This window comes from Chitinophaga pinensis DSM 2588 (genome assembly GCF_000024005.1).
In the GTDB taxonomy this organism is placed as follows: Bacteria; Bacteroidota; Bacteroidia; order Chitinophagales; family Chitinophagaceae; genus Chitinophaga; species Chitinophaga pinensis.
The window spans coordinates 6,825,556-6,845,721 of record NC_013132.1; the positions used below are offsets into that span (position 1 = coordinate 6,825,556).

Below are 20,166 nucleotides of genomic sequence, written 5' to 3' on the forward strand. Positions count from 1 at the left end.
GACCACCATGAAAAGAGTAATATATTTTATAGCGGCTATGCTGTTGACCACAGGTTGCCGCAAATACGTGGAAATCGATCAGATCGGGACCCGTACCTTCAAATACACCAGTGATTATCGCGCTTTACTGGACAACAACGCAATAATGGAAGTGGGTTTTAGTCTGCCGATCTATTCCGGTGATGACACCCGCTTCCTGGATGCCACCAAACAGGCTTCCATGACTGATATCTATTACAATGCCTACACCTGGCAGCCGCAATATTGGTCAGACATACAGGGAGATGTGGACTGGGAAAGACTCTATAAGGTTATCTATACTGCCAATGAAGTCATGGATGGTGTAATGAACAGCGAAAGAGGGACCGATGATCTGAAAAGACAACTGTACGCAGAAGCACAGGTACACCGCGCCTATTCCTACTGGTGCCTGGTAAGCCTGTATGCGAAACAATACGACGCGGCCACCGCATCCACAGACCCGGGTGTACCCGTATTACTGACACCCAATCTGTTTGTCAGTCTGAAAAGAGCCAGTGTTGCAACTGTCTACAACCAGATCATCAGTGATCTGAAAGCCGCAGAACCTGCATTATCTGATCTGCCGGATTATAATACACGTCCTTCAAAAGCGGCCGTGTACGCACTGCTGGCACGCACTTACCTGGGTATGCGCGACTTTAGCAATGCGCAGCTGTATGCGGACAAAGCACTGGCTATCCAGAGCAATATCCTTGACCTGCGCCAGTTTGCAACCAGTACTGCTTCCTTCCCCTACAGGATCAATGATAAGGAAGTGATCTTCTCCAAGATCGTAAATAGCTATCTGTTTACCGGTATACAGCTGGATACAGCCCTGTTGTCACAGTTGGGCACTAAAGACCTGCGGTATACCCTCTTTGTAAAACCAGGCGCGAACTTCTCTCCTGCCTTTACCGGATATGGTTACTGGCGCTACCGGTACAGCCGGGAAATGCAGGCCATCAACAATGGGCTGACCGTAACAGAAGTGATGCTGATCAAAGCGGAATGCGCCGCAAGAGACAACAATGCCAATACTGCCATCGGCCTGCTCAATACACTGCGGGAAAAACGTTTCCTGGCGGCAGATTATACCACTTTACCGGTAGGTACAGCTGCTGAAGCACTGAAAAGCGTAGTAGAAGAGCGGAAACTGGAATTCTTCGGAACCGGCCTGCGATGGCTGGATCAGAAACGATTGAATAAAGATGCCGCGTTGGCCGTAACGGTCAAACGCACCTTCAAAGATGTGGAGTATACACTGGAACCTAACAGCCCGCGTTACGTGTATCCCATCGGTACAAAATATATACTGCTGAATCCTGAGATTGAGCAGAATCCATAAATCCATCACAAACCGACCATAACCCACTACAACCTGAGGCTGCCCACAGAGAACGATCTATAGGGTCGTTCTCCGGGTCATGCCTTGCAAATCAGACAAACAATATGAAAAAATGGATGAGCGTACTGGCTTTATCCCTGGGAGTTACGTACCAGGCGTATAGTCAGACAGACAGTGTAAGATTAACAGGACTCGGTACGCCTGTAGCAGGCGATACCCTCCGACTCAGTTACAATCCTGCCGGTGGTCCCCTGCAGGGAAAAGAAAAGATACAGGGGATCATCTATCTCTTTAACAACTATCGCTGGGTAGTGGATGATATTGCGCTTGTGAAACACAAAGGTATACTGGAAGGTAAATATGGAGTACCGGCCAACTGTGCCTTCGTTGCCATCAGGTTTGTAACGGAAGAAAATGGCTACGTCGTATTAGCCGATAATAACAATGACTTTGGATATGTAGCGACTACGGTAGACAAACAGGGCGCTAAACTCCCGGGTGGCGTATTAGCCTGGGGCATCTTCCGTAAACCTTCCATCCACAAAGCGCCGGATGGATATTTTGATAAAAAGGATATCAGTGATGAAGCACTGGAAATGTGGGTAAGAAAGGAGATGGAGCAATATCCGCAGAATATGCCGAAGTACTTTGACAGCTATCTCACGATGCTGAAGATCAGCAAAGGCGACGAATTCCCTGTGGTAGCTCCCCGTAACCTGGAGAGATTTGCCAGGCTGCCCGGCATTGATGAAAGTGGTTATCAGCTGATCTGGGATACTTACCGGTTCGGGCTGAAAGACACACAAAAGGCAGACTCTGTAAAAAAAGTGATCACACAACTATATCCACATGGTCGTGTGATGCGTTTTGATAAATACTCGGCTGCCTTTTCGCGCGATGCTGCTACCGACCAGAAGATCGCTGATATGGAGGGTTTCCTCAAAGAATTCCCGGTGGCAGACTACCGCAAAGACTCCACAGCTACACAGGGGTTCATTTACCTGAATGCCTATAGAACACTGGCCTCACTTTATTTTGATAAAGGCCAGTATGATAAACTGCTGGCAATGATCCCTGACATGGATTTCGCCGCATTGAACGAGATCTATCATGCTAATATCCACAAGGCTTTTTCGCTGAAGCAAATGCCGGTGGACCAGCTTTACCCGATCTCAAAAGCATTCATCGATGCCATGCTGCAGAAACGTACAGACCTTTCCTACATGGATGGTACCCGCAATACACCAAGACAGGCTACGGAAAATGCCACCAGACAACTGGACACTAAACTGGCAGTGCACATTCGCTTACTCGCTAAAATGGGCAGATACAATGAAGCATCACCCTATCTGGCACAGCTATCTGAGGCAGGTAAATACAGCAACGCCAATCTGAATGAGACAAGAATTGCTATACTGGAAAATACCGGCAATCAGCAAATGGTATTACCTACGCTGGAAATGGCCATTAAAGTCAATACCGCTACACCTGCGATGATCGAAAAGCTGAAGACATTGTACACAGAGAAGAACGGGCAGGCAACTGGTTTTGAGCAATACAGGGAGTCGCTGAAGTCTGCAGAAGATATTTCAAAGACCAAAGCAGAGATCCAGGCAAAACTGATCAATGAAAAGATTACGGCTTTCCGGCTGACGGATATCAATGGTAAAACAGTGAACTCCGCCGACTGGAAAGATAAGATCGTTGTAATAGACTTCTGGGCGACCTGGTGCGGCCCCTGTAAAATGGCCTTTCCGGGTATGCAGATGGCCGTAGATAAATACGCAAACGATCCGGCGGTAGGCTTCTATTTTATCTCTACCATGGAAACGACACAGGATTACAAACAGAAGGTGAAAGACTATATCAAAACCTCCGGTTACCGGTTCAATGTATTGTATGACGAACAGACGGCTAAAAATGGTGTCAACAATAAGGTATTCAAAAGTATGGCGCCTGTCTTCCAGTCATCTGCCATTCCAAGAAAAGCGATCATCAAAAACGGTGTGATGCGCTATACCGCAGAGGGATACCAGGGTAGTCCAAGCAAACTGTACGACGAACTGACCTATGTTATTGAACTATTAAAAGCGGAGAACTAATGAGAAAAACTATTTTGTTAGCTGCCATGGTGGGTTGTATTACGATACAGCCTGCCATGTCGCAACGCAGGTCACTGGATACTGCCAATTATAAAGAATGGAAACGGCTGGGGAATGCCACCCTCTCTTATGATGGCGCATGGGTAAGCTACAGCTATACGGAGAATGAGGCATCCCAGCGGTACCTGGTTAATACACAATCCGGTAAAGCAGTCAGACTGGAAGGAAACGATAACCCGGAATTCTTTCACTCCGGAAAGTGGATGAAATACAACCAGACCATTGACGGCAACCAGGTACTGCTACTGACCCGTTTAAAAGATGGTAAAAAGATAGCCTGGACCAAAAGCCCTTATGTGTTGACGGGAGCCACCAGCCCCTGGTTGTCATACACCGACTGGAAAGACGGTGCTACCAGCGCTTTTCTGTATAACCTGGACACACAGGATAGCGTTGTGCTGAATGGCGTGTCCAGATATGCCCTATACAATAAGGAACGTTCCCTTCTCTTCCTCCAGAAGGACCAACTGATGGCAGGCCCTTTGAAAGGCCCTTATAAAGCCGTATTTGAAGGCCCTGTAAGCGATTATATCTTCAATAAGGACACACAGGAAGGGACACTACTGTCCGGCTCAAAATTGTACGCTTTCTTCCTAACAACAGGCAGACATCAGCTAATACTGGATTACAATGATATCAAAGCGCCGGAAGGATATACGATCAGACCTAAAGCCTATGATATCACTACAGCTGCCAAACATATATTACTGGATGCTTCCTTCAATGGCAGCAATCAGTCGCCTAAAATGAACAAGCCTGCTGATACCGGATTTGAACTGGAACTCTGGACTTGGAATGAACAGGTATCCCAGCGCCGCCAGCGAAGAGGCGTATATAACCGTACACAGATGGATGATGCACAGTTCATGTACCTGATTACCGAGAAGAAGGTAGTGGAGGTAGCACCGGAAAAAGCAGGCAGGCTACTCACGCCTGACTGTGAAGATTATGACTATGCGGTCATCGCAGACCAGCGCCCTTACATACCGATGGTGGACTGGAAATATGACACCAATGCAGATATCTATGTGGTTGATGTACGTACAGGTGAGCGCAGGCTGGTCTTGAAAGACAGTCCTGAGAATCCGCAATGGAGCTATAACGGGAAATACGCCGTGTTGTTCAACCAGGCCCTCAGGGAATGGCAGGTACTGGATACCAAAAACGGCCTGTTAAGAGGGATTTCTCAGTCCATTGGCTATCCGGTGTACAATGAAGATCACGACGAACCAGATGCAGCAGCATCCTACGGCCTTGCCGGCTGGACCGATAATGGCAATACTGCTATCATCTATGACAGGTATGATATCTGGGCGATTGACCTTAGCGGTCAAGAGACAGCCCGCTGTCTGACAAACGGTTATGGCCGTACCCACCAGGTACAACTGAGATGGTTGTCTACCCCATTCATCAACCGTGTTGATCTGTCTAAACCGCTACTTTTACAAAGCTTTAATGAGCGTACAAAATCCAATGGGCTGTACCGCCTCATAACAGGCAAAAGCGTAACATCACTGGTTGAAAATCCTGACTATTCCATCCAGGTAAATGCCGTATCGGGTGATGGCAGTTCCTTCCTGTATACAAAAAGTAATTATCGTACATTCCCGGATATATGGTTCAGTAAAGAAAACTTCAAAAAGCAGCAGCGGCTAACAGATATTAATCCACAACAACAGCAATACAACTGGGGTAGTGCCAGATTGGTAACCTGGAAAAACTATGAAGGTAAACAGAATCAGGGCCTGTTGTATGTACCGGAGAACTATGACTCTACAAAGTCATATCCGATGATCGTAGACTTCTATGAAACACATAGTGCCGATCTGCACAATTACCTGACACCGGAATACAGCACCAGTACGATCGATATCCCGACCTATGTCAGCAATGGATATGTCGTATTTCGTCCTGACGTGCATTATAAAACCGGCCATCCGGGTGAGAGTACATATAACGCGGTCGTGAGTGGCACGGAAGAACTGATCAGAAGAGGGGTAGCTGAAAAAGGCCGGATAGGCTTACAAGGACACAGCTGGTCAGGTTTCCAGGTATATTATCTCGTCACCCGTACCAATATCTTTACCTGTGTGAATGCAGGCGCAGGCGTATCCAATGCGACTTACAATTACTTTGCGATCCGTCAGAACGGAGCACCCTGTATGTTCAAATATGAAGTAGAACAGAGCCGCATAGGCAAGAACCTCTGGAATGGCAGAGAAGAATTCCTGCAAAGCTCTCCTGTTTTCAATGCAGATAAAATCCAGACGCCTATGCTGATTTTCCACAATGACAAGGATGGTGCAGTTGCCTTCACACAGGGACTGGATATGTTCCTGGCGATGCGCAGACTTGGTAAACAAGCCTGGTTACTGAACTATAAGGGAGAGAACCATACATTGAACGGAGAAGCAGCACAATATGACTGGACACTGCGTATGGGACAGTTCTTTGATCACTATCTGAAAGGCAAACCTATGCCAAGATGGATGAAGGAAGGTATCAGCGTGGATGAACGCAATGTGGACCAGAAATACGACTTCTGATTTTTTTCATAAGCATAATACATAAACGGCTGCTAACTGTCAAGTGATGGCCCTCAGATTTAGATTGTGAAAAAGCCTCCGTGTATATGACGGGGGCTTTTCATTACCCAATGCGCCTTATTCCTCAGATCATACAGCATTTCTATATATCGCAATTGTTGTTCCACCGGCTTCTGTTTGTCACAAATCATAATATTATAGACATGTCCGCTGTAGGTACCTGGCAGGAAGTTATTGTCATTATAAAAGGGCAGCTGATACTGCCCTTTACATACTTATATGGCATCTCCTTAACTCAAGGCAGGTGCGACCAAAGGTTGTACCAGCGAATTGGTGGTAATAACCGGCAGATCTATGCCAAGGAAGCCGGCATAGTTACTCAGCGCGTGCTGAGAACCCGCCTGTGCAAACCAATTCTCCAGGGTATTATCCTCATATTCCGGATACAGGTCTGTACCGAAGATCACGTAGTGATTACTCTCCTGCTGATAATCATATAACAGGAATATACCTCCCAGCATCAGGAAAGCCTCCTGTAATGTCACTGTCAACCCTTTGAATGTAACAGTGATCTTGTATGCTGCCGGCTGAGGTGTATACAAAAGACCTGTCAGGACGATCCGGGCAGCTACCGGGCAATTAGGGATGATATCATTGGCATTCTGATAATGCCATGCATTCGGTAGTTTACCATCGAGATCCTGGGCAAAACTGCTGTTGCCGGAGGCAGGGGCCGCAAATGTAAAGAGGGACAGTTTGCTGGCCACATAACCCGTCACGTTGATCTGTTGTACCAGGTAAGAAGCGTATACATTCGCCATATTACCACCCAGGCTATGGCCTGTGATCAGCAATTTCTTACCGGCATTGATAACGTGCTGCTGCAGGAATTGCAGGATTGACTGTCCGGAACCCAGGGAATCCTTCATACATTCCATATTGGTAAATGCAAGGTAAGCACCGCTGCTGACAACGGCGTCGGAAACGGTGGGGGATGTATAAGGCCATTTCGACTGTGTTACCACATTCAGGTCTTCAAGTATCCAGTTGGCAAAGGCATCCCAGTTACTGAAAACATCTTTAGGGGGCAGAGAACCGCGGATAGTGAGTGCAAAGTTTTCTCCAGCTGCGTCTGAAGCAATAAACGCATAGTTACCATCGAAGGTCTGCACACCATTCCAGACTATCTGCCAGCCAGGAAGATATTGACCAATTTCGTTAACGGGGTTTGTACTGTAAGTGATAAAGCAAAGCCATACGGCAGTTGAGGCGTCAGCAGGTTGAGTGCTGAAATTAGCCGTGTTAGGGGTAATCGGTTTCATGATCGTGTATTTATGGTTAAAAAAAGAGGAAACTAGGCTAATCTGCTTTTTCCACCGGCAACCATACCCTATACGGCGCTACTTGTCTGTTAGCCAGCGTATAGAACGGAATAGCAGTAAATGTACTTCCGCCCAGCTGTCCTGTGACCACATTCACGCCTCCCAGGAAACCTGGTTTAAATGCCAGTTGTAAGGCAGTATTACGGCTGATTGTTAAACTATCCAGTTTACTATTGTCAATACCTTCCAGCCCGTAAATAACCGGACCTGCGGCAATCGTCGCCTTCCCCTGAACTGTCCGTATCGAGTCATGCGGGAATATCAGTCTTGGCTGCATAGGCAACGCCAATATGATCTTATCTCCTTTCTTCCAGTGACGTTTGATACGCACATAGCCATTCTCCGGCTGAACAGGAACAGCCGCGCCATTTACACGCAGGGAAACAGGCGTTGTGACCTGAGAAGTATAAAGACCAAAGTAATTTTCCCTGCCTTGTGCCCAGCCGGGTATACGCACGCTTACTGCAAAATCACCTTCCTCTGCAGGATTAACTGCTATCTGAGTCGTTCCTTTCCAAGGGTATTGCGTGGATTGTTTCAAAGAGACTTTCTTATCCCCTACAGCACCTTTGTATTCACTGCTGATAAACAGGTTGACATACAAACCGGTATTATCAGCAGCATAAATATACGCAGGTATGGCTGCCACCATTTTCAGGATCATCGGCGGACAACAAGGACAACTGTGCCATGCCCAGCGTTTATGGTCCTTCGCAATGAGTGGATTTTCGTAAAAGTAGTGATCACCTGACAATGATACTCCTGATAACAGGTTATTATACATCACGCGTTCAAATTCATCCATGTACTTACCATCTGCCAGTAACTGATTCATACGCTGACTAAAAAATGCAGCCCCAATGGAGGCACAGGTTTCCAGGTAAGCAGATTCCGGCAGGAAGTAATCCGGACCGAACTTCTCCTGGTCAGCAATGGCCCCTTCCCCGCCTGTCACAAACATGCGTTTACCCGTCATATTATCCCAGTAACGAACAGCAGTCGTAAAATAAGCCGGATTATTATTTTCCATAGCCATGGCAGTAACGCCGGTTGCCAATAAGGTAGCGCGGACTGCATGGCCTTCTATGGTTTGTTGCTGTAATATCGGCATATGGTCCTGGTTATAGGCGCCGTCACTCTTACGGGCATAACTACCACTGCCATAGTTACCCCTGTTTTCGATCCAGAACTGCACCAGACTGTAATATTGTTCTTCGTGTACAGGTACGCTTATTTTAGCCTTCAGCGAAGGAGCTGTCTTAAACAACCAGTATAGTTTCAATAAGGCTTCCTCCGGACCACCATGCCCGGGGATGACATTCAGCTTAGGAGCCGGCCCCATCTGCGCATACATATAGTTACTCATTTTCACAGCCACATTCAGTAAACGCGTCTTACCTGTCGCCTGATAATAGTGTACAGCCGCTTCAATCAGCGCACCGGCATTGTATACGTCGTGCTGCCACTTGTCGTCGCCGCCATTCGTACCCCAACGTTGTCCGGGACGGTTCAAGGTAGTATAGGTATTGATATAGCCATCGGGATTCACCGCCTGCGCAGCTGCGATCCTTTCGATATAAGCATCCAGTTTCTTTTCCAGCTTTCTATCCGGGTACTGACTGAGAAGATCAGCAGCGCCCCGGATGGTTTCATATACCAGTCCGTCATACCACGGCGGACCATCAAACACCTGTGTATTCTTTTCTCCGGATGCCACCCTGTCGAAATTCAGGAAGGCATTCCTCGTTTTACCCTGGCGTTGTTTTTCATCTATCAGATCCTGTCTGTCGGGATCATAACTACCCTCTAATTTGTCCAGCACATCATAGACCGTATGCGTAGTCCATACCTTGTATTTCGGCGTCCAGAAATCGTCCTTGATCTTTACCTGGGACAAGGTCGCCGGCTGGATAATATGGGCTACCGGTGCAGCCGTCTGTCCATGAACAGCAAAGCTGCCGGCCAGCAGCGCGCTGATAGAAAGCACCTTAATAGAGGGTGTGTACCTGAGTATTTGCATCGTGGAGCGAGCTTGCATGAATAATGTTATTTACTTGTCTTTTCGGTTAAATGAGCTACGTTTTGCAGTTGCTACGGAACAAAATTGCATTTTAAATCAAAGTGAGTTTAGCACTGGGTTAGCCTGAAGTTGCATTATATTGACCAATATAAGGTCCTTTTTTAGCTGATATTTTACTTATCTTACCGCAGAATAGGTCAATCCCATGAAACTGTACAGGGAGAATATTATACCGTCATCCAATATCCTGGTGGTAAAAGAGGAACATTTCACCGTGAATGAGTTCCCCCTTCACTTTCATCCGGAGTATGAGCTTATTTTGATCCTGAATGGGTCAGGTAAGCGCTTTGTAGGTAACAATATAGCCGAATTCTCTTCCGGAGACCTCTGCTTTTTCGGGCCCAATCTGCCTCATACCTATAGCAATAAACATATTGCCGGTCCGAGGGATATCCATCAGATTGTAGTACAGTTCAATGAAGATTTCCTGGGTAAAGGATTCTTTGACAAAGCGCCTTTTAAACCCATCCGGGCTTTACTGGACAAATCCATACGGGGCTTCACCTTTACGGGGGAGACCTTGCAGGAAGTGACACGTATGATACGGGCGATGGTAGAAATGGATGAAACGGCTGTTGTTATTCAACTCCTGTCCGTGCTGTATACACTGGCAAAATCTGCTGAATTTGAGTTGTTATCCAGTCGTGGTTTCAGCAGCAAATCAGACCGTGCTGAATCCGAGCGCATGGGTAGGGTAATGGATTATATCCTGCGTAATTTCAGAGAGGAAATTCCCCTGAATGTTATTGCGTCTGTCGCCTGCTTGTCGCCGGAGGCATTTTGCAGATACTTTAAAAAATATACCCGTAAGACCTTCTCTGAGTTCCTGATAGAAGTACGTATCGGCCATGCCTGTAAATTGCTACAGCAGCAGCTGTTAGGTGTGAATCAGATCAGTATGCAGTCCGGGTTTAACAATATCTCCTACTTCAACAGGAAGTTTAAATCAATGACAAAGAAAACACCTGTGGAATATCAGAAAATGTTTGCAGCAGGCAGATTACCTGAGGCATACGTATAAATTTGTATGAAACCTATATCTATATTATTTATACTGCTTTGCAGTATACAATGTTTGTTCGGACAACAGCTCAGCAGGGAAGACAGTCTACTGATAGATCATTTTAAAAAAGATCCTCACACGGAAATCAAAGTCGCCGCCTATTATGATACAATTGGAGATGTCATAAAGCCTGTACTATGGTCATTCAATGATTCCCTCTGCCTCGGAGATCTGATCCTGGAAAAAGCGGCTGAATATAACGATGAAGAGGAGAAAATAACACTTAGACGCATTAGTACTTATCGCAACTACCACCTGATCAGGGAGGAATACTATTTTCATAACAGCCCGCAGTTACAGCGTATTACAGAATATACTGCAAATGGGTACCGCACCGGTATGTACAAAGAATATCTTAATAATGGGAAATTAGACCACACGATAGACCATGAACGGCAGATCTGGACAGTTTATAATACACAGGCGCATCCCTACTACAAAAAGCAAAAGGCAATTCAGACAAAGGCAGATAGCATCATCGCCAGATGGTACGGACAGGATTTCTTTAACAACAATGTCATGTTTGATCCCGCAGCGTCAAAACTAGGTGAGAAAGATGGTGGTTGGAGTTATTGGACAGCACCTTTTAAGCAACAACCGAATGACTATATCCTGGAATATCATATAAAGATTGACGGACAAAAATTTCCTGCCCGTATAGGTTTTACTTTCAACAAGGCAGGAGAACCTGTAAAAGAAGATACTTATGGCCTTGAACAATTACCGGAGCATACACATGCCCACTTCCAGCTAACATTTAAACAGGCTTTGAAAGAGGCAGTCAGACAAGGATTCCCGGAAAGCGACACTATTAAAGCAGATGGCGTATTAACCTGGGAATCACCTGCTGAAACAGGAAAGACGAGCGGAGCGTTTGTTTACTATATTACTGTTCCGCAGGAGGAAATGAAAGCCATACCGGGAGATCACCGTGGCTGGTATATCTATACCTTATATGTATTTAATCCCTGGACAGGCGAATTTATTGAAAAGAAAGAAATGAAGGCAGGAGACGACTGGGATCATGTTAAAGACTTTGTGCGATTTCAGCCGCTGACTAGATAAAAGAAAACAGCAGGGATGGTCCCTGCTGCTTTCTCATTTTATTTAAATGATCAATCTGTTAAGCTATGGTTGCCATCCTTCTGTTAAAGACCCAGCCGGACGACCACATCGCCTATCAATATCAATCCATTTTATATCTATTTCTTATCAATCAAACACGGTTTCTTTATCCGGCATTCTCAGGAACTCAAACATCAGATCGATCTGTTGAGGTAAGATCCTTTCTAACGATAACGGAGGCAGCGCATCCTGCGCAAAATATGCTTTATCCAGGATATCATGCGCTTCATTCCAGGTACCATCGATAACGTTACAACGGATAAATATCTTGTATGCATAATGCAACTGCGGCGGATGCGGATGGCATTTCATATCCATTGCTGCGAGCAGTTTAACAGTTTCTACTCTCAGACCTGTTTCTTCGAAAGCTTCTTTTACAGCAACCTCCCTTGGTGAACTACCAATATCTGCCCAGCCACCTGGCAAAGACCATAGGCCGTCTGCTTTTTCTTTGACCAACAGGATCTCTTCTTTTTCATTAAAGATGACGACGCGTATATCAACTTTCGGCGTGATGTATTCTTTGGTATCTGAGAAATACAGCGATAGTTTGGATACAGGCTCGTTTGTGAGTTGTTCCATAATATCCAGGCTGATGGTCTCCAATTCTTCATAGCGCTCTCTGTCATACTCATTATTAGAATAAGTAAGTCCGAGATGGCTGATGGCTTTTAGTCTTTTGGCATGTTCGAATATCGACTGCATGTGGTGGATAAATTATAAAGATGAATGGTTTCAACGCAATTGTATACCCAGCTGCTGATATGGCTGTAACACCGGATCATCCGGTTGAAGATCGGTGACCAGTGTATGTATGGCATCGGGCCGGCAGATGGTATAATTGGATACGGCATATAATTTCTCGGCGGTTGGAACTACGATCAACTGGTCTGACATGGCAGCGATACGGGCCTTTACCTCGACTTCTTCATATACAGGATCGGTCACGCCTGCCTCGTGATGCAGACTATGAATACCGAGTATCCCGATATCAGCGTGTATATGATTGTATTTGTGTAGTACCTCAAACCCGGTAGTGATCTTTGATTTCCTAGACGCACGGCCACCGGCGAAAATGAGTTCGACATTCGGGTACTCCAGTAGCAGACTGGCAATCGGAAAACTGTGGGTAATCACTGTCAGTTGTATATTCCGGGGGAGATTACCTGCAATAAGGAATGGTGTGGTACCACCATCGAAGACCACGACCTGTCCGTCTTTGATAAGTGCAGCAGCCTTCTGGGCGACAATACGTTTACCGGCATTACCATAGCGTTCTCTTTCCTCATAAGAGACAGGGATCAGTGCTTGGGGCTGCGCTCCGCCTTTAATCTTGCGGATCATCCCCGCTTCTGCCAGTTCGTTGATATCTCTCCGGATGGTGTCAGAGGAGACGGAGAATTCATTACTGAGTGATTCATAATCAACTTTGTCAAGCAGACGAAGCTTATTGATGATCAGTTGGTGCCGTTCCTCTTTATTCATAATTGCAAATATAGGCAATAAATTTGCACTATAAATGAAATTTTTTGCATTAAATTCTTTTAAAAATGCAAATTATTGCGCTTTTTCAGCTCTAAAATCAGAGATCCGACATCCTGAATAAAGCTTAAAAAATCGGCTGAAATGCGCGGGGCTGTCAAAACCAAGTTCGTAAGCTATCTCTTTTCCCGACTTGTCTGTATAATATAAATAACGTTTTGCCTCAAGTATAATCCGGTTTTGTATCAGTTTGGAGGGGGAGGGTTGCTGTAGTAATGAAAAGATATTACAAAGGGTTTTAGGGGATTTATTTAAAGCAGCTGCATAAAACTTCACCTCATGTTCTGATTTATAATTGATCTCTAATAGAAGCGCGAATTTGCGGACGATGTCCATTTTCTCATCACTGAATTGCTGATAACTTTCACTTTGCAATTTAGCCAGCCGGGTAGTTGTAATGATAAGACGCTTCAGTAGTATCCGGAGCATTTCACCACGAAAGTTATCGCTGTGCTGCCATTCATCCGCAAAATTCTTCTGCATCTGGATCATCTCAGCTATTGTTGATTCATCCAGCTGAATGAACATTGGATGTCTGATACCATAGAAAAGAAATCCGACGCAGCCAACTTCTGCATCGTGGTTGACAATACAGTAAAACTCCCGGTTAAACTGCCAGGCAATCAGTTCATCCGGACGCTCAAAATGAAAATGCTGGTTAGATACCAGCGGCAGGATAGCCTGCGCTGGCATAGTGTATTCAATTTCATCTATTATTACCTGCTGAGCGTCGCCTTTGTTATAAACGAAAGTATTTACAGGCTTCGGTAGCGGGTTACGCATGCCGGCGCCTTTGAATTGCTCGTTACCAATGTGCATGACAAATTTTGCCAGCGTTGGTTTTTCCTCAAATTCCTTTATCATATCTCCATTTTTCGAAAACACAGGGCCTAATGGTACCACGGTGAAAGTTATGTAATAATATACGTATCGCAGGCATTCCAGGTAAAAATGGAAAGGCGTTTGTAAAAACAAACACCTTTTCCTCTTTTGACTTATTGAATTGTGACTTTTATGATCTCCGGGATCGAAGGTAATGTTGTAAATGCATTGGGGTTGGGTACCTCCTGAATAGCTTTACTTTCTTGCAGTGGCGTACCCGCCAGATTAAACTGCGTGATACCTGCTCCAGGGAACTGGTCTTTAGCCGTACCGTTGTCATAAAGTCCTATACCTGATGAGAAATCTCCTTTTTTAGTTGCGTCAATCGATGTTTTCGTAGCGAAAAACCAGTCATTTGAAAATCCGTACATAGTGGCAATGGCAATTTTATCGCCTTCAGTTACAGACAATTGTTGGGATACCTTCGCTCCAGCCTGTCCGTTCAGGCCGGGAAGCAATATGTTTGTGTTTGCCGCAGGCAATACATACACGCTCTTTACGCCTGATAACGTTTTCAGATAGGCAGCAAGCGTATTGGCATCGCCTTTCTGCGCCAAATCCTTTAACCCTTTGCCTCTGTCGTTCTCACCGGTTTTGAATAATGGATTGTCGATACCATTATATACAACCACCAATACAGGAGAAAGTGGTGTGAAGATGCCTGTCTGCCCCTGGATATATGTACCCAGCGCGGTATTATTGCCCATTTCAGCGATATTGGTCAGTCCGTTAGCAGATGGTTTGCCATTCTCATACAATGGATTAGGATTCAACAGATTACCACCAGCTATGTAAGAAATAGCCCATACGCCCGGACTGAACGGAGTTGGATTAGTAGTTGCGCCGGATGCATTAGTGACCGTCAGCGTAAAGGTGGAATTGCCATTATACTTCAATACCGCCTTCATCAGGGAAGATGCAGCCGCATATTTATTCCCCTGTGCGTCTGTGCCATTCACTTCTGAAATATTCTGTGCAGCCGCTTCAGCCGTTCCCGGATGGCTGACAGCTGCACCTGGCAACTGATTTATGCGCGTACCGTTGTCCCATAGCTTTATCTGGGCAGAAACATCCCCTTCGATAGGTGTACCATCTTCAGCATACAGTTTAATGCCAGGATTAGCCGGTGCAAAGAACAGGTCATTGGACCAGCCATACATTGTGGCAAACGATACCGCCTGACCTTTCGCCGCAGAGAAACTTAATGAGAACGATTCCCCGGGCATGGTCAACGGAGAACTACCCTCGTGTTGGAAAGTCCCCGATTGTACCAGTGGCTTTGCATTTAGTACATTTTCCACAACAATGGTGGAAGATACCGCAGGCGGCATTGTTTTATTATCATCATCCTTATCGCAGGACGTTAAAATCAAGGGAGCCAGTCCCATGGATAACCAGAGTGTAATGTGCTTGCTGTGCATAGTATTGGTCCGTTTTTAGTGACAGAACAAAACTAGCGCAAGACGCAGAAGACAATGCTATCTGCATTTCCCGTTGACTTGACGATATTTCCCGAGCTCGGGTTTTTAATGCCTGCGCATTTCCTTCTTCTGCTTACGTTGCTTTCTCATTCTTTGCTTCAACTCATCATCGATCTCTCTGCCTGCTGGCATAGGTTAGTAAATAGCGCCAACGGTATCCGGTACCGATTGCCAATCAGGTAACGATTGTCACTTACGATACGATATCAGTAAGGTTTAGTATACTCCTAACATGTACTTTTGTCAACACTTGCTCCCCGGCACCTCTACCCAACTTCTAACTATAAATCCACTGGCATAATTGCTGTTCCGGATCTATTAGCATCAAAACAATTGACCATGAAATTTATAAGCACAAAGACACACGGATTCCTGGACTATATTGTCGCCATTCTCCTGATCGCTGCACCCTGGCTTTTCGGCTTTTATGATGGAGGAGCTGCTTCCTGGGTACCCATCGGCTTCGGTATTGCCACTATTTTATATAGTCTGATAACAGATTATGAATTAGGCGTCTCTCACCGGCTCAATATGAGTACGCATCTGACATTAGATGTGCTCAGCGGCTTTCTTTTGGCGCTCTCACCAATACTATTGAGTTTTTCTGATCATGTATGGCTTCCACACGTGATTGTGGGACTTTTTGAAATCGGGACAGCTTCCATGACTAAAATCGTGACCGGGGCAAATGCGAAAGGTTTCGCAAATGTCTAATACAGACCAAACTACCATTATTATAACAGCTTGTCCCTGTTCAAAGACTATGGTATATACTTTGCGGCAATGCGGATAGATCCGGACCAGGATCAGACACAACAATGCACAACTGTTGCTTGTTGTTCTCTGTTATCACTCCAAATAATAAAGCATCATCTATGGCAAAAGTCGCAATCATCTATTACAGTCAAACAGGTACTACACATCTCCTGGCAAAAGCTATTGAAGAGGGAGCAAAGGCTGCCGGTGCAGAAACCCGTCTCCTGAAGGTAAAGGAAACGGCGCCCGATGAACTTTGGGGAAATAACCCGGTATGGAAGCAACACATTGAGGAAACTTCCGGTGTGTCTGAAGCATCCAATGATGACCTGGAATGGGCAGACGCCATCATTTTCGGTTCTCCTACCCGCTACGGACTACCGGCAGCCCAGATCAAGAACTTCATTGACCAGACAGGTGCACTATGGGCAAAAGGTGCACTGACCAATAAAATCGGCTCCTCTTTTACTTCTACTGCCACCTTACACGGCGGACAGGAAGCCACGATTCTTGCGCTGAACACTGCTTTCTATCACTGGGGAATGATCATCGTTTCACCTGGCTATGTAGAACCCAGTCAATTCCAGTCCGGCAATCCTTATGGAACCTCTTTTACTTCCCAGAACGGTAAACTGGATCCGGATGAAATTGCCATCACAGCCGCTAAACTACAGGGCAGACGAGTTGCGGAGATCGCCGCTAAGTTCAAGGGAGCCTGATACTACTATCCAAAATACCGGGGACCTGCCATGGTCCCCTTTTTTATGCTGCCCGGGATAACCCTGCCGGAACTACGACATTCTGCAAAATTTGCTACTTTTAAAAGAAAAATGAAATCAGTATTCCTTTCACTATGCCTGGCCCTTTGTATACCATTCGCCTTGTTTTCCCAATCAGCTAAAAATGAAATCCCCTTTAGCTTATTACCTTCCGGCCACATTCTCGTGAAAGCAAAAGTAGACGGTCTGGACGGTAACTTTATCTTTGATACCGGCGCAGGGATCACCGTATTCACCAAAACATTCTTTGACAAACTGAAACAGGTAACACGGGAAGATGGTGGTTATACCGGCTTCAGAGCAACGGGAGAAAGACTGGACATTGCACTGTTCAGGGTAAAAAGCTTCGAATTTGGCAGTCTGAAAAAGACAGACGAAGAGATCAGTTATGTAGATGCTAATCTGGGTGGTATCGATGGTATCATTTCTCTGAAGCTGGTTGAATCCCTGCCATTTACCATCGACTTTGACAAAAAAGTGATCCGTTTTGAATCCGCCCAGACCCTCGCTGATATCAGAAAAAAGGCGAAGACTGTTCCGGTACAACTGGAGCAATCCCGCGGGAAATCACTCACAATATTCTCTTATTTTAAGATCAATGATACCCTGAACCTCCAACTGTCCCTGGATAGCGGAGCAGGAAAAGATGTATTCAGACTGAATGCAAAATACCTTCAACAACTGGGAGTGGATATCAACGACTCCCTCCATGTAAAGCAATTTGCAAAGAAAAGCGAGATTGACACCAACCATGTATCACACATCTATCTTACTACTTTAAGCAGTATCGCTTCCGCAAAGGAACCTGCAGTAGGCAGAAAAGACTTTCCTGTACAATTTCTTGAGGGATTGATCTATGACGGTATTATCTGGATCAACTGGTTTGGTCAGAAAATCACTTTTGACTTAGATAAAAAAGTATTGTTAGTACAACGTTAAATGCAAACTTATTAAGCAAATTTTAAGCTCCCGGCAGGTTACCATCATCGATCGGGAGCTTAAAAAATAAAGCGGCCACTCCTTTCTCCACCCGCCTGCCCTAATCAACTCATTATCAATACAATATTCCCCCCATTAAGCCCCTCACATACGCATCAAGTCCACCTCAAGTCCATAATAAATTCATAATCAACATCCTATAACATCATTCACTACTCCTGTTTTCATTACTGATTCCCCTGGGAAATGGCTCTAACTAGGTCAGTACAGGCAATTTCCACACTCTTGCCCTATCCTGCCTGACAACAAGCATTCCATTCTTCCGCATTCCTTAAAAACAAGGATTTTAAAAATTGATTAAAATTTATCGTCCCCCCTTTTCTCTCTCAAACTTTATCCTAGTTTTGGCTCCCAAATGAGAGTAGCAATAATTTTTGTATACCTGTGCATCTTGCTGTTGAAGGGGAATGAAAGTTCCTTTGCACGTGCGTATCAAAACGACGGAAGCTACACTCTTTCCATACAGGAACAGGATCAGCAACAGGATAACGGCCGCTTCACCACAACAAATGAGGATTGCTCTGTAGTCAGGGACACCCGTCCCATTATGGAGGATGAATATATTATCAGTGAAGAAGTAGAAGACGAAGATCCTAACAACTACTTCAGCCCCAAAGTTAAATTACTGGCTAAAAGCCGCGACGCATACGCATACCAGACAAGTTTAAGGTACCTGCGCAGGTACTTTAAAGCCCCGCCAACTTTTTCCGATCAGATATCTTATAAATATCTTACTCAGAGAGCATTAAGAATCTGATTGGCTGCATACCTCAGTTTAACGGAGGTGTTTTACGCATGCCAGTCGGACGTACCATATCCCTACTTTCTTCTGCATAGTCGTTTTTCATCCCATCTCCGGGACTGATGTGTTCAACCCAACCATTATCATTCAAGCATCCTATCGTTTATTATCAAATATCATGAAGAGAATCGTCATGTTTACAAGCTTGTGTGCGCTGTTATGGCACACCAGCTGCAAGCCACACAAAGAAGAAAAAGAAGAAGTAAGCAAGTACGCTGTTACCAGTCCGATGGTCATGGATACTTCCTTTACTAAAGAATATGTTTCGCAGATCCGTTCTGTGAGAAACATTGAACTTCGCGCACAGGAAAAAGGTTACCTCGAAAACATCTATGTTGACGAAGGTCAGTTCGTTAAAGCCGGACAAACGCTGTTCAGGATCATGCCGAAACTGTATGAAGCAGAATTACTGAAAGCTGAAGCAGAGGCAAAAGCAGCAGAAATCGAACTGCAAAATGCAAAAACACTTGCTGACAAAAACATCGTTTCCAAAAACGAGCAGGCAATGGCACAGGCGAAACTCGACCAGGCCAAAGCTGAAATCGCATTGGCAAAACTGCACCTGTCATTTACTGAGATCAAGGCGCCGTTCGCCGGTACTATTGATCGTATCCCTAAAAAACTGGGAAGCCTGATCGATGAAGGAGAATTGCTGACCAGCCTCTCCGACAACAGCGAAATGTTCGCTTATTTCAACGTATCCGAGCCGGAATACCTGGAGTATCAGACCAATGCCAAGAGCCGCGGCGACAACCATGTAAATCTGCTGCTGGCTAATAACCGCGCCCTGCCTTATAAAGGCGAGGTACAGGTGATCGAGAGCGAGTTTGATAATGAAACAGGTAACATCGCCTTCAGAGCAAAGTTCCCTAACCCGGACAAACTGCTGAAACATGGAGAAACCGGAAAGGTATTGATGACAATGCCATTAAAAGATGCGCTGATCATTCCTCAGAAAGCTACTTACGAGATCCAGGATAAAAAGTATGTGTTCGTAGTTGATAAGAACAACGTACTGAAATCAAGAAACATTACTATCAGTGGCGAAGTTCCAGACCTGTATGTAGTACAGAGCGGCCTGTCCCAAAACGACAGGATCCTGCTGGAAGGCATTCAGAAAGTAAAAGATGACGACAAGATCAGCTATGAATATCTGGCGCCGCAAGAGGTGATTTCCCACCTGCGATTGAAAGCGGAATAA

The 20,166-nt window shown here is 45.4% G+C and carries 16 protein-coding genes; 10 read left to right on the forward strand and 6 right to left on the reverse strand.

The features are described from left to right. Positions 1–7: 7 nt before the first annotated feature. The 3 genes from CPIN_RS26455 to CPIN_RS26465 all read left to right on the forward strand — a co-directional run bounded on the left by CPIN_RS26455 (position 8) and on the right by CPIN_RS26465 (position 6,074). Positions 8–1,366 carry a RagB/SusD family nutrient uptake outer membrane protein gene (locus tag CPIN_RS26455; RefSeq protein WP_012792942.1) on the forward strand — a complete coding sequence of 453 codons (1,359 nt, stop codon included), beginning with the start codon at positions 8–10 and terminating at the stop codon, positions 1,364–1,366. Between the two features lie 104 nt (positions 1,367–1,470). Further along, positions 1,471–3,468, forward strand: coding sequence for a TlpA family protein disulfide reductase (locus CPIN_RS26460; RefSeq protein ID WP_044219782.1), 1,998 nt, complete (start codon positions 1,471–1,473; stop codon positions 3,466–3,468). Further along, positions 3,468–6,074 (forward strand): S9 family peptidase, encoded by a 2,607-nt coding sequence (locus CPIN_RS26465; protein ID WP_012792944.1) that lies wholly within the window; start codon positions 3,468–3,470, stop codon positions 6,072–6,074. Before CPIN_RS26460 ends, CPIN_RS26465 begins: the two co-directional genes overlap by 1 nt. A 290-nt stretch (positions 6,075–6,364) precedes the next feature. Here the strand turns inward: CPIN_RS26465 and CPIN_RS26470 are convergent, their stop codons facing one another. After that, positions 6,365–7,396, reverse strand: coding sequence for a lipase family protein (locus CPIN_RS26470; RefSeq protein WP_012792945.1), 1,032 nt, complete (start codon positions 7,394–7,396; stop codon positions 6,365–6,367). A 37-nt stretch (positions 7,397–7,433) separates the two neighbouring features. Further along, the gene (locus tag CPIN_RS26475) at positions 7,434–9,494 is read right to left on the reverse strand and encodes a glycoside hydrolase family 127 protein (protein ID WP_012792946.1); all 2,061 of its coding nucleotides are present in this window, start codon (positions 9,492–9,494) and stop codon (positions 7,434–7,436) included. 187 nt (positions 9,495–9,681) lie between these two features. Between CPIN_RS26475 and CPIN_RS26480 the strand changes: the two genes are divergently transcribed. After that, positions 9,682–10,557 (forward strand): helix-turn-helix domain-containing protein, encoded by an 876-nt coding sequence (locus tag CPIN_RS26480; RefSeq protein WP_012792947.1) that lies wholly within the window; start codon positions 9,682–9,684, stop codon positions 10,555–10,557. A gap of 6 nt (positions 10,558–10,563) precedes the next feature. Further along, on the forward strand, positions 10,564–11,664 hold the full coding sequence (locus CPIN_RS26485) for a hypothetical protein (RefSeq protein WP_012792948.1): 1,101 nt from the start codon (positions 10,564–10,566) through the stop codon (positions 11,662–11,664). Positions 11,665–11,811: 147 nt separating this feature from the next. Here the strand turns inward: CPIN_RS26485 and CPIN_RS26490 are convergent, their stop codons facing one another. The 4 genes from CPIN_RS26490 to CPIN_RS26505 all read right to left on the reverse strand — a co-directional run bounded on the left by CPIN_RS26490 (position 11,812) and on the right by CPIN_RS26505 (position 15,569). Continuing rightward, complete coding sequence (locus tag CPIN_RS26490) at positions 11,812–12,429, reverse strand: NUDIX hydrolase (RefSeq protein WP_012792949.1); 618 nt, start codon at positions 12,427–12,429, stop codon at positions 11,812–11,814. A 30-nt stretch (positions 12,430–12,459) separates the two neighbouring features. After that, the gene (locus tag CPIN_RS26495) at positions 12,460–13,209 is read right to left on the reverse strand and encodes a DeoR/GlpR family DNA-binding transcription regulator (protein ID WP_012792950.1); all 750 of its coding nucleotides are present in this window, start codon (positions 13,207–13,209) and stop codon (positions 12,460–12,462) included. Positions 13,210–13,281: 72 nt separating this feature from the next. Then, positions 13,282–14,130 (reverse strand): AraC family transcriptional regulator, encoded by an 849-nt coding sequence (locus CPIN_RS26500; protein ID WP_012792951.1) that lies wholly within the window; start codon positions 14,128–14,130, stop codon positions 13,282–13,284. Positions 14,131–14,261: 131 nt separating this feature from the next. Continuing rightward, positions 14,262–15,569, reverse strand: a complete 1,308-nt coding sequence (locus CPIN_RS26505) for a spondin domain-containing protein (RefSeq protein ID WP_012792952.1) — start codon at positions 15,567–15,569, stop codon at positions 14,262–14,264. A gap of 399 nt (positions 15,570–15,968) precedes the next feature. Here CPIN_RS26505 and CPIN_RS26510 point away from each other — a divergent pair, with 399 nt between their 5' ends. From CPIN_RS26510 to CPIN_RS26530, 5 genes are all read left to right on the forward strand, one after another. Beyond that, positions 15,969–16,343, forward strand: a complete 375-nt coding sequence (locus tag CPIN_RS26510; protein WP_012792953.1) for an SPW repeat domain-containing protein — start codon at positions 15,969–15,971, stop codon at positions 16,341–16,343. A gap of 161 nt (positions 16,344–16,504) precedes the next feature. Then, positions 16,505–17,104, forward strand: coding sequence for an NAD(P)H:quinone oxidoreductase (gene wrbA, locus CPIN_RS26515; protein WP_012792954.1), 600 nt, complete (start codon positions 16,505–16,507; stop codon positions 17,102–17,104). A 111-nt stretch (positions 17,105–17,215) separates the two neighbouring features. Further along, complete coding sequence (locus CPIN_RS26520) at positions 17,216–18,103, forward strand: retropepsin-like aspartic protease (RefSeq protein WP_012792955.1); 888 nt, start codon at positions 17,216–17,218, stop codon at positions 18,101–18,103. Positions 18,104–18,518: 415 nt separating this feature from the next. Continuing rightward, positions 18,519–18,920 carry a hypothetical protein gene (locus tag CPIN_RS26525; RefSeq protein WP_012792956.1) on the forward strand — a complete coding sequence of 134 codons (402 nt, stop codon included), beginning with the start codon at positions 18,519–18,521 and terminating at the stop codon, positions 18,918–18,920. Between the two features lie 163 nt (positions 18,921–19,083). Further along, positions 19,084–20,166: an efflux RND transporter periplasmic adaptor subunit gene (locus CPIN_RS26530; protein ID WP_012792958.1), complete on the forward strand. Its 1,083-nt coding sequence runs from the start codon at positions 19,084–19,086 to the stop codon at positions 20,164–20,166.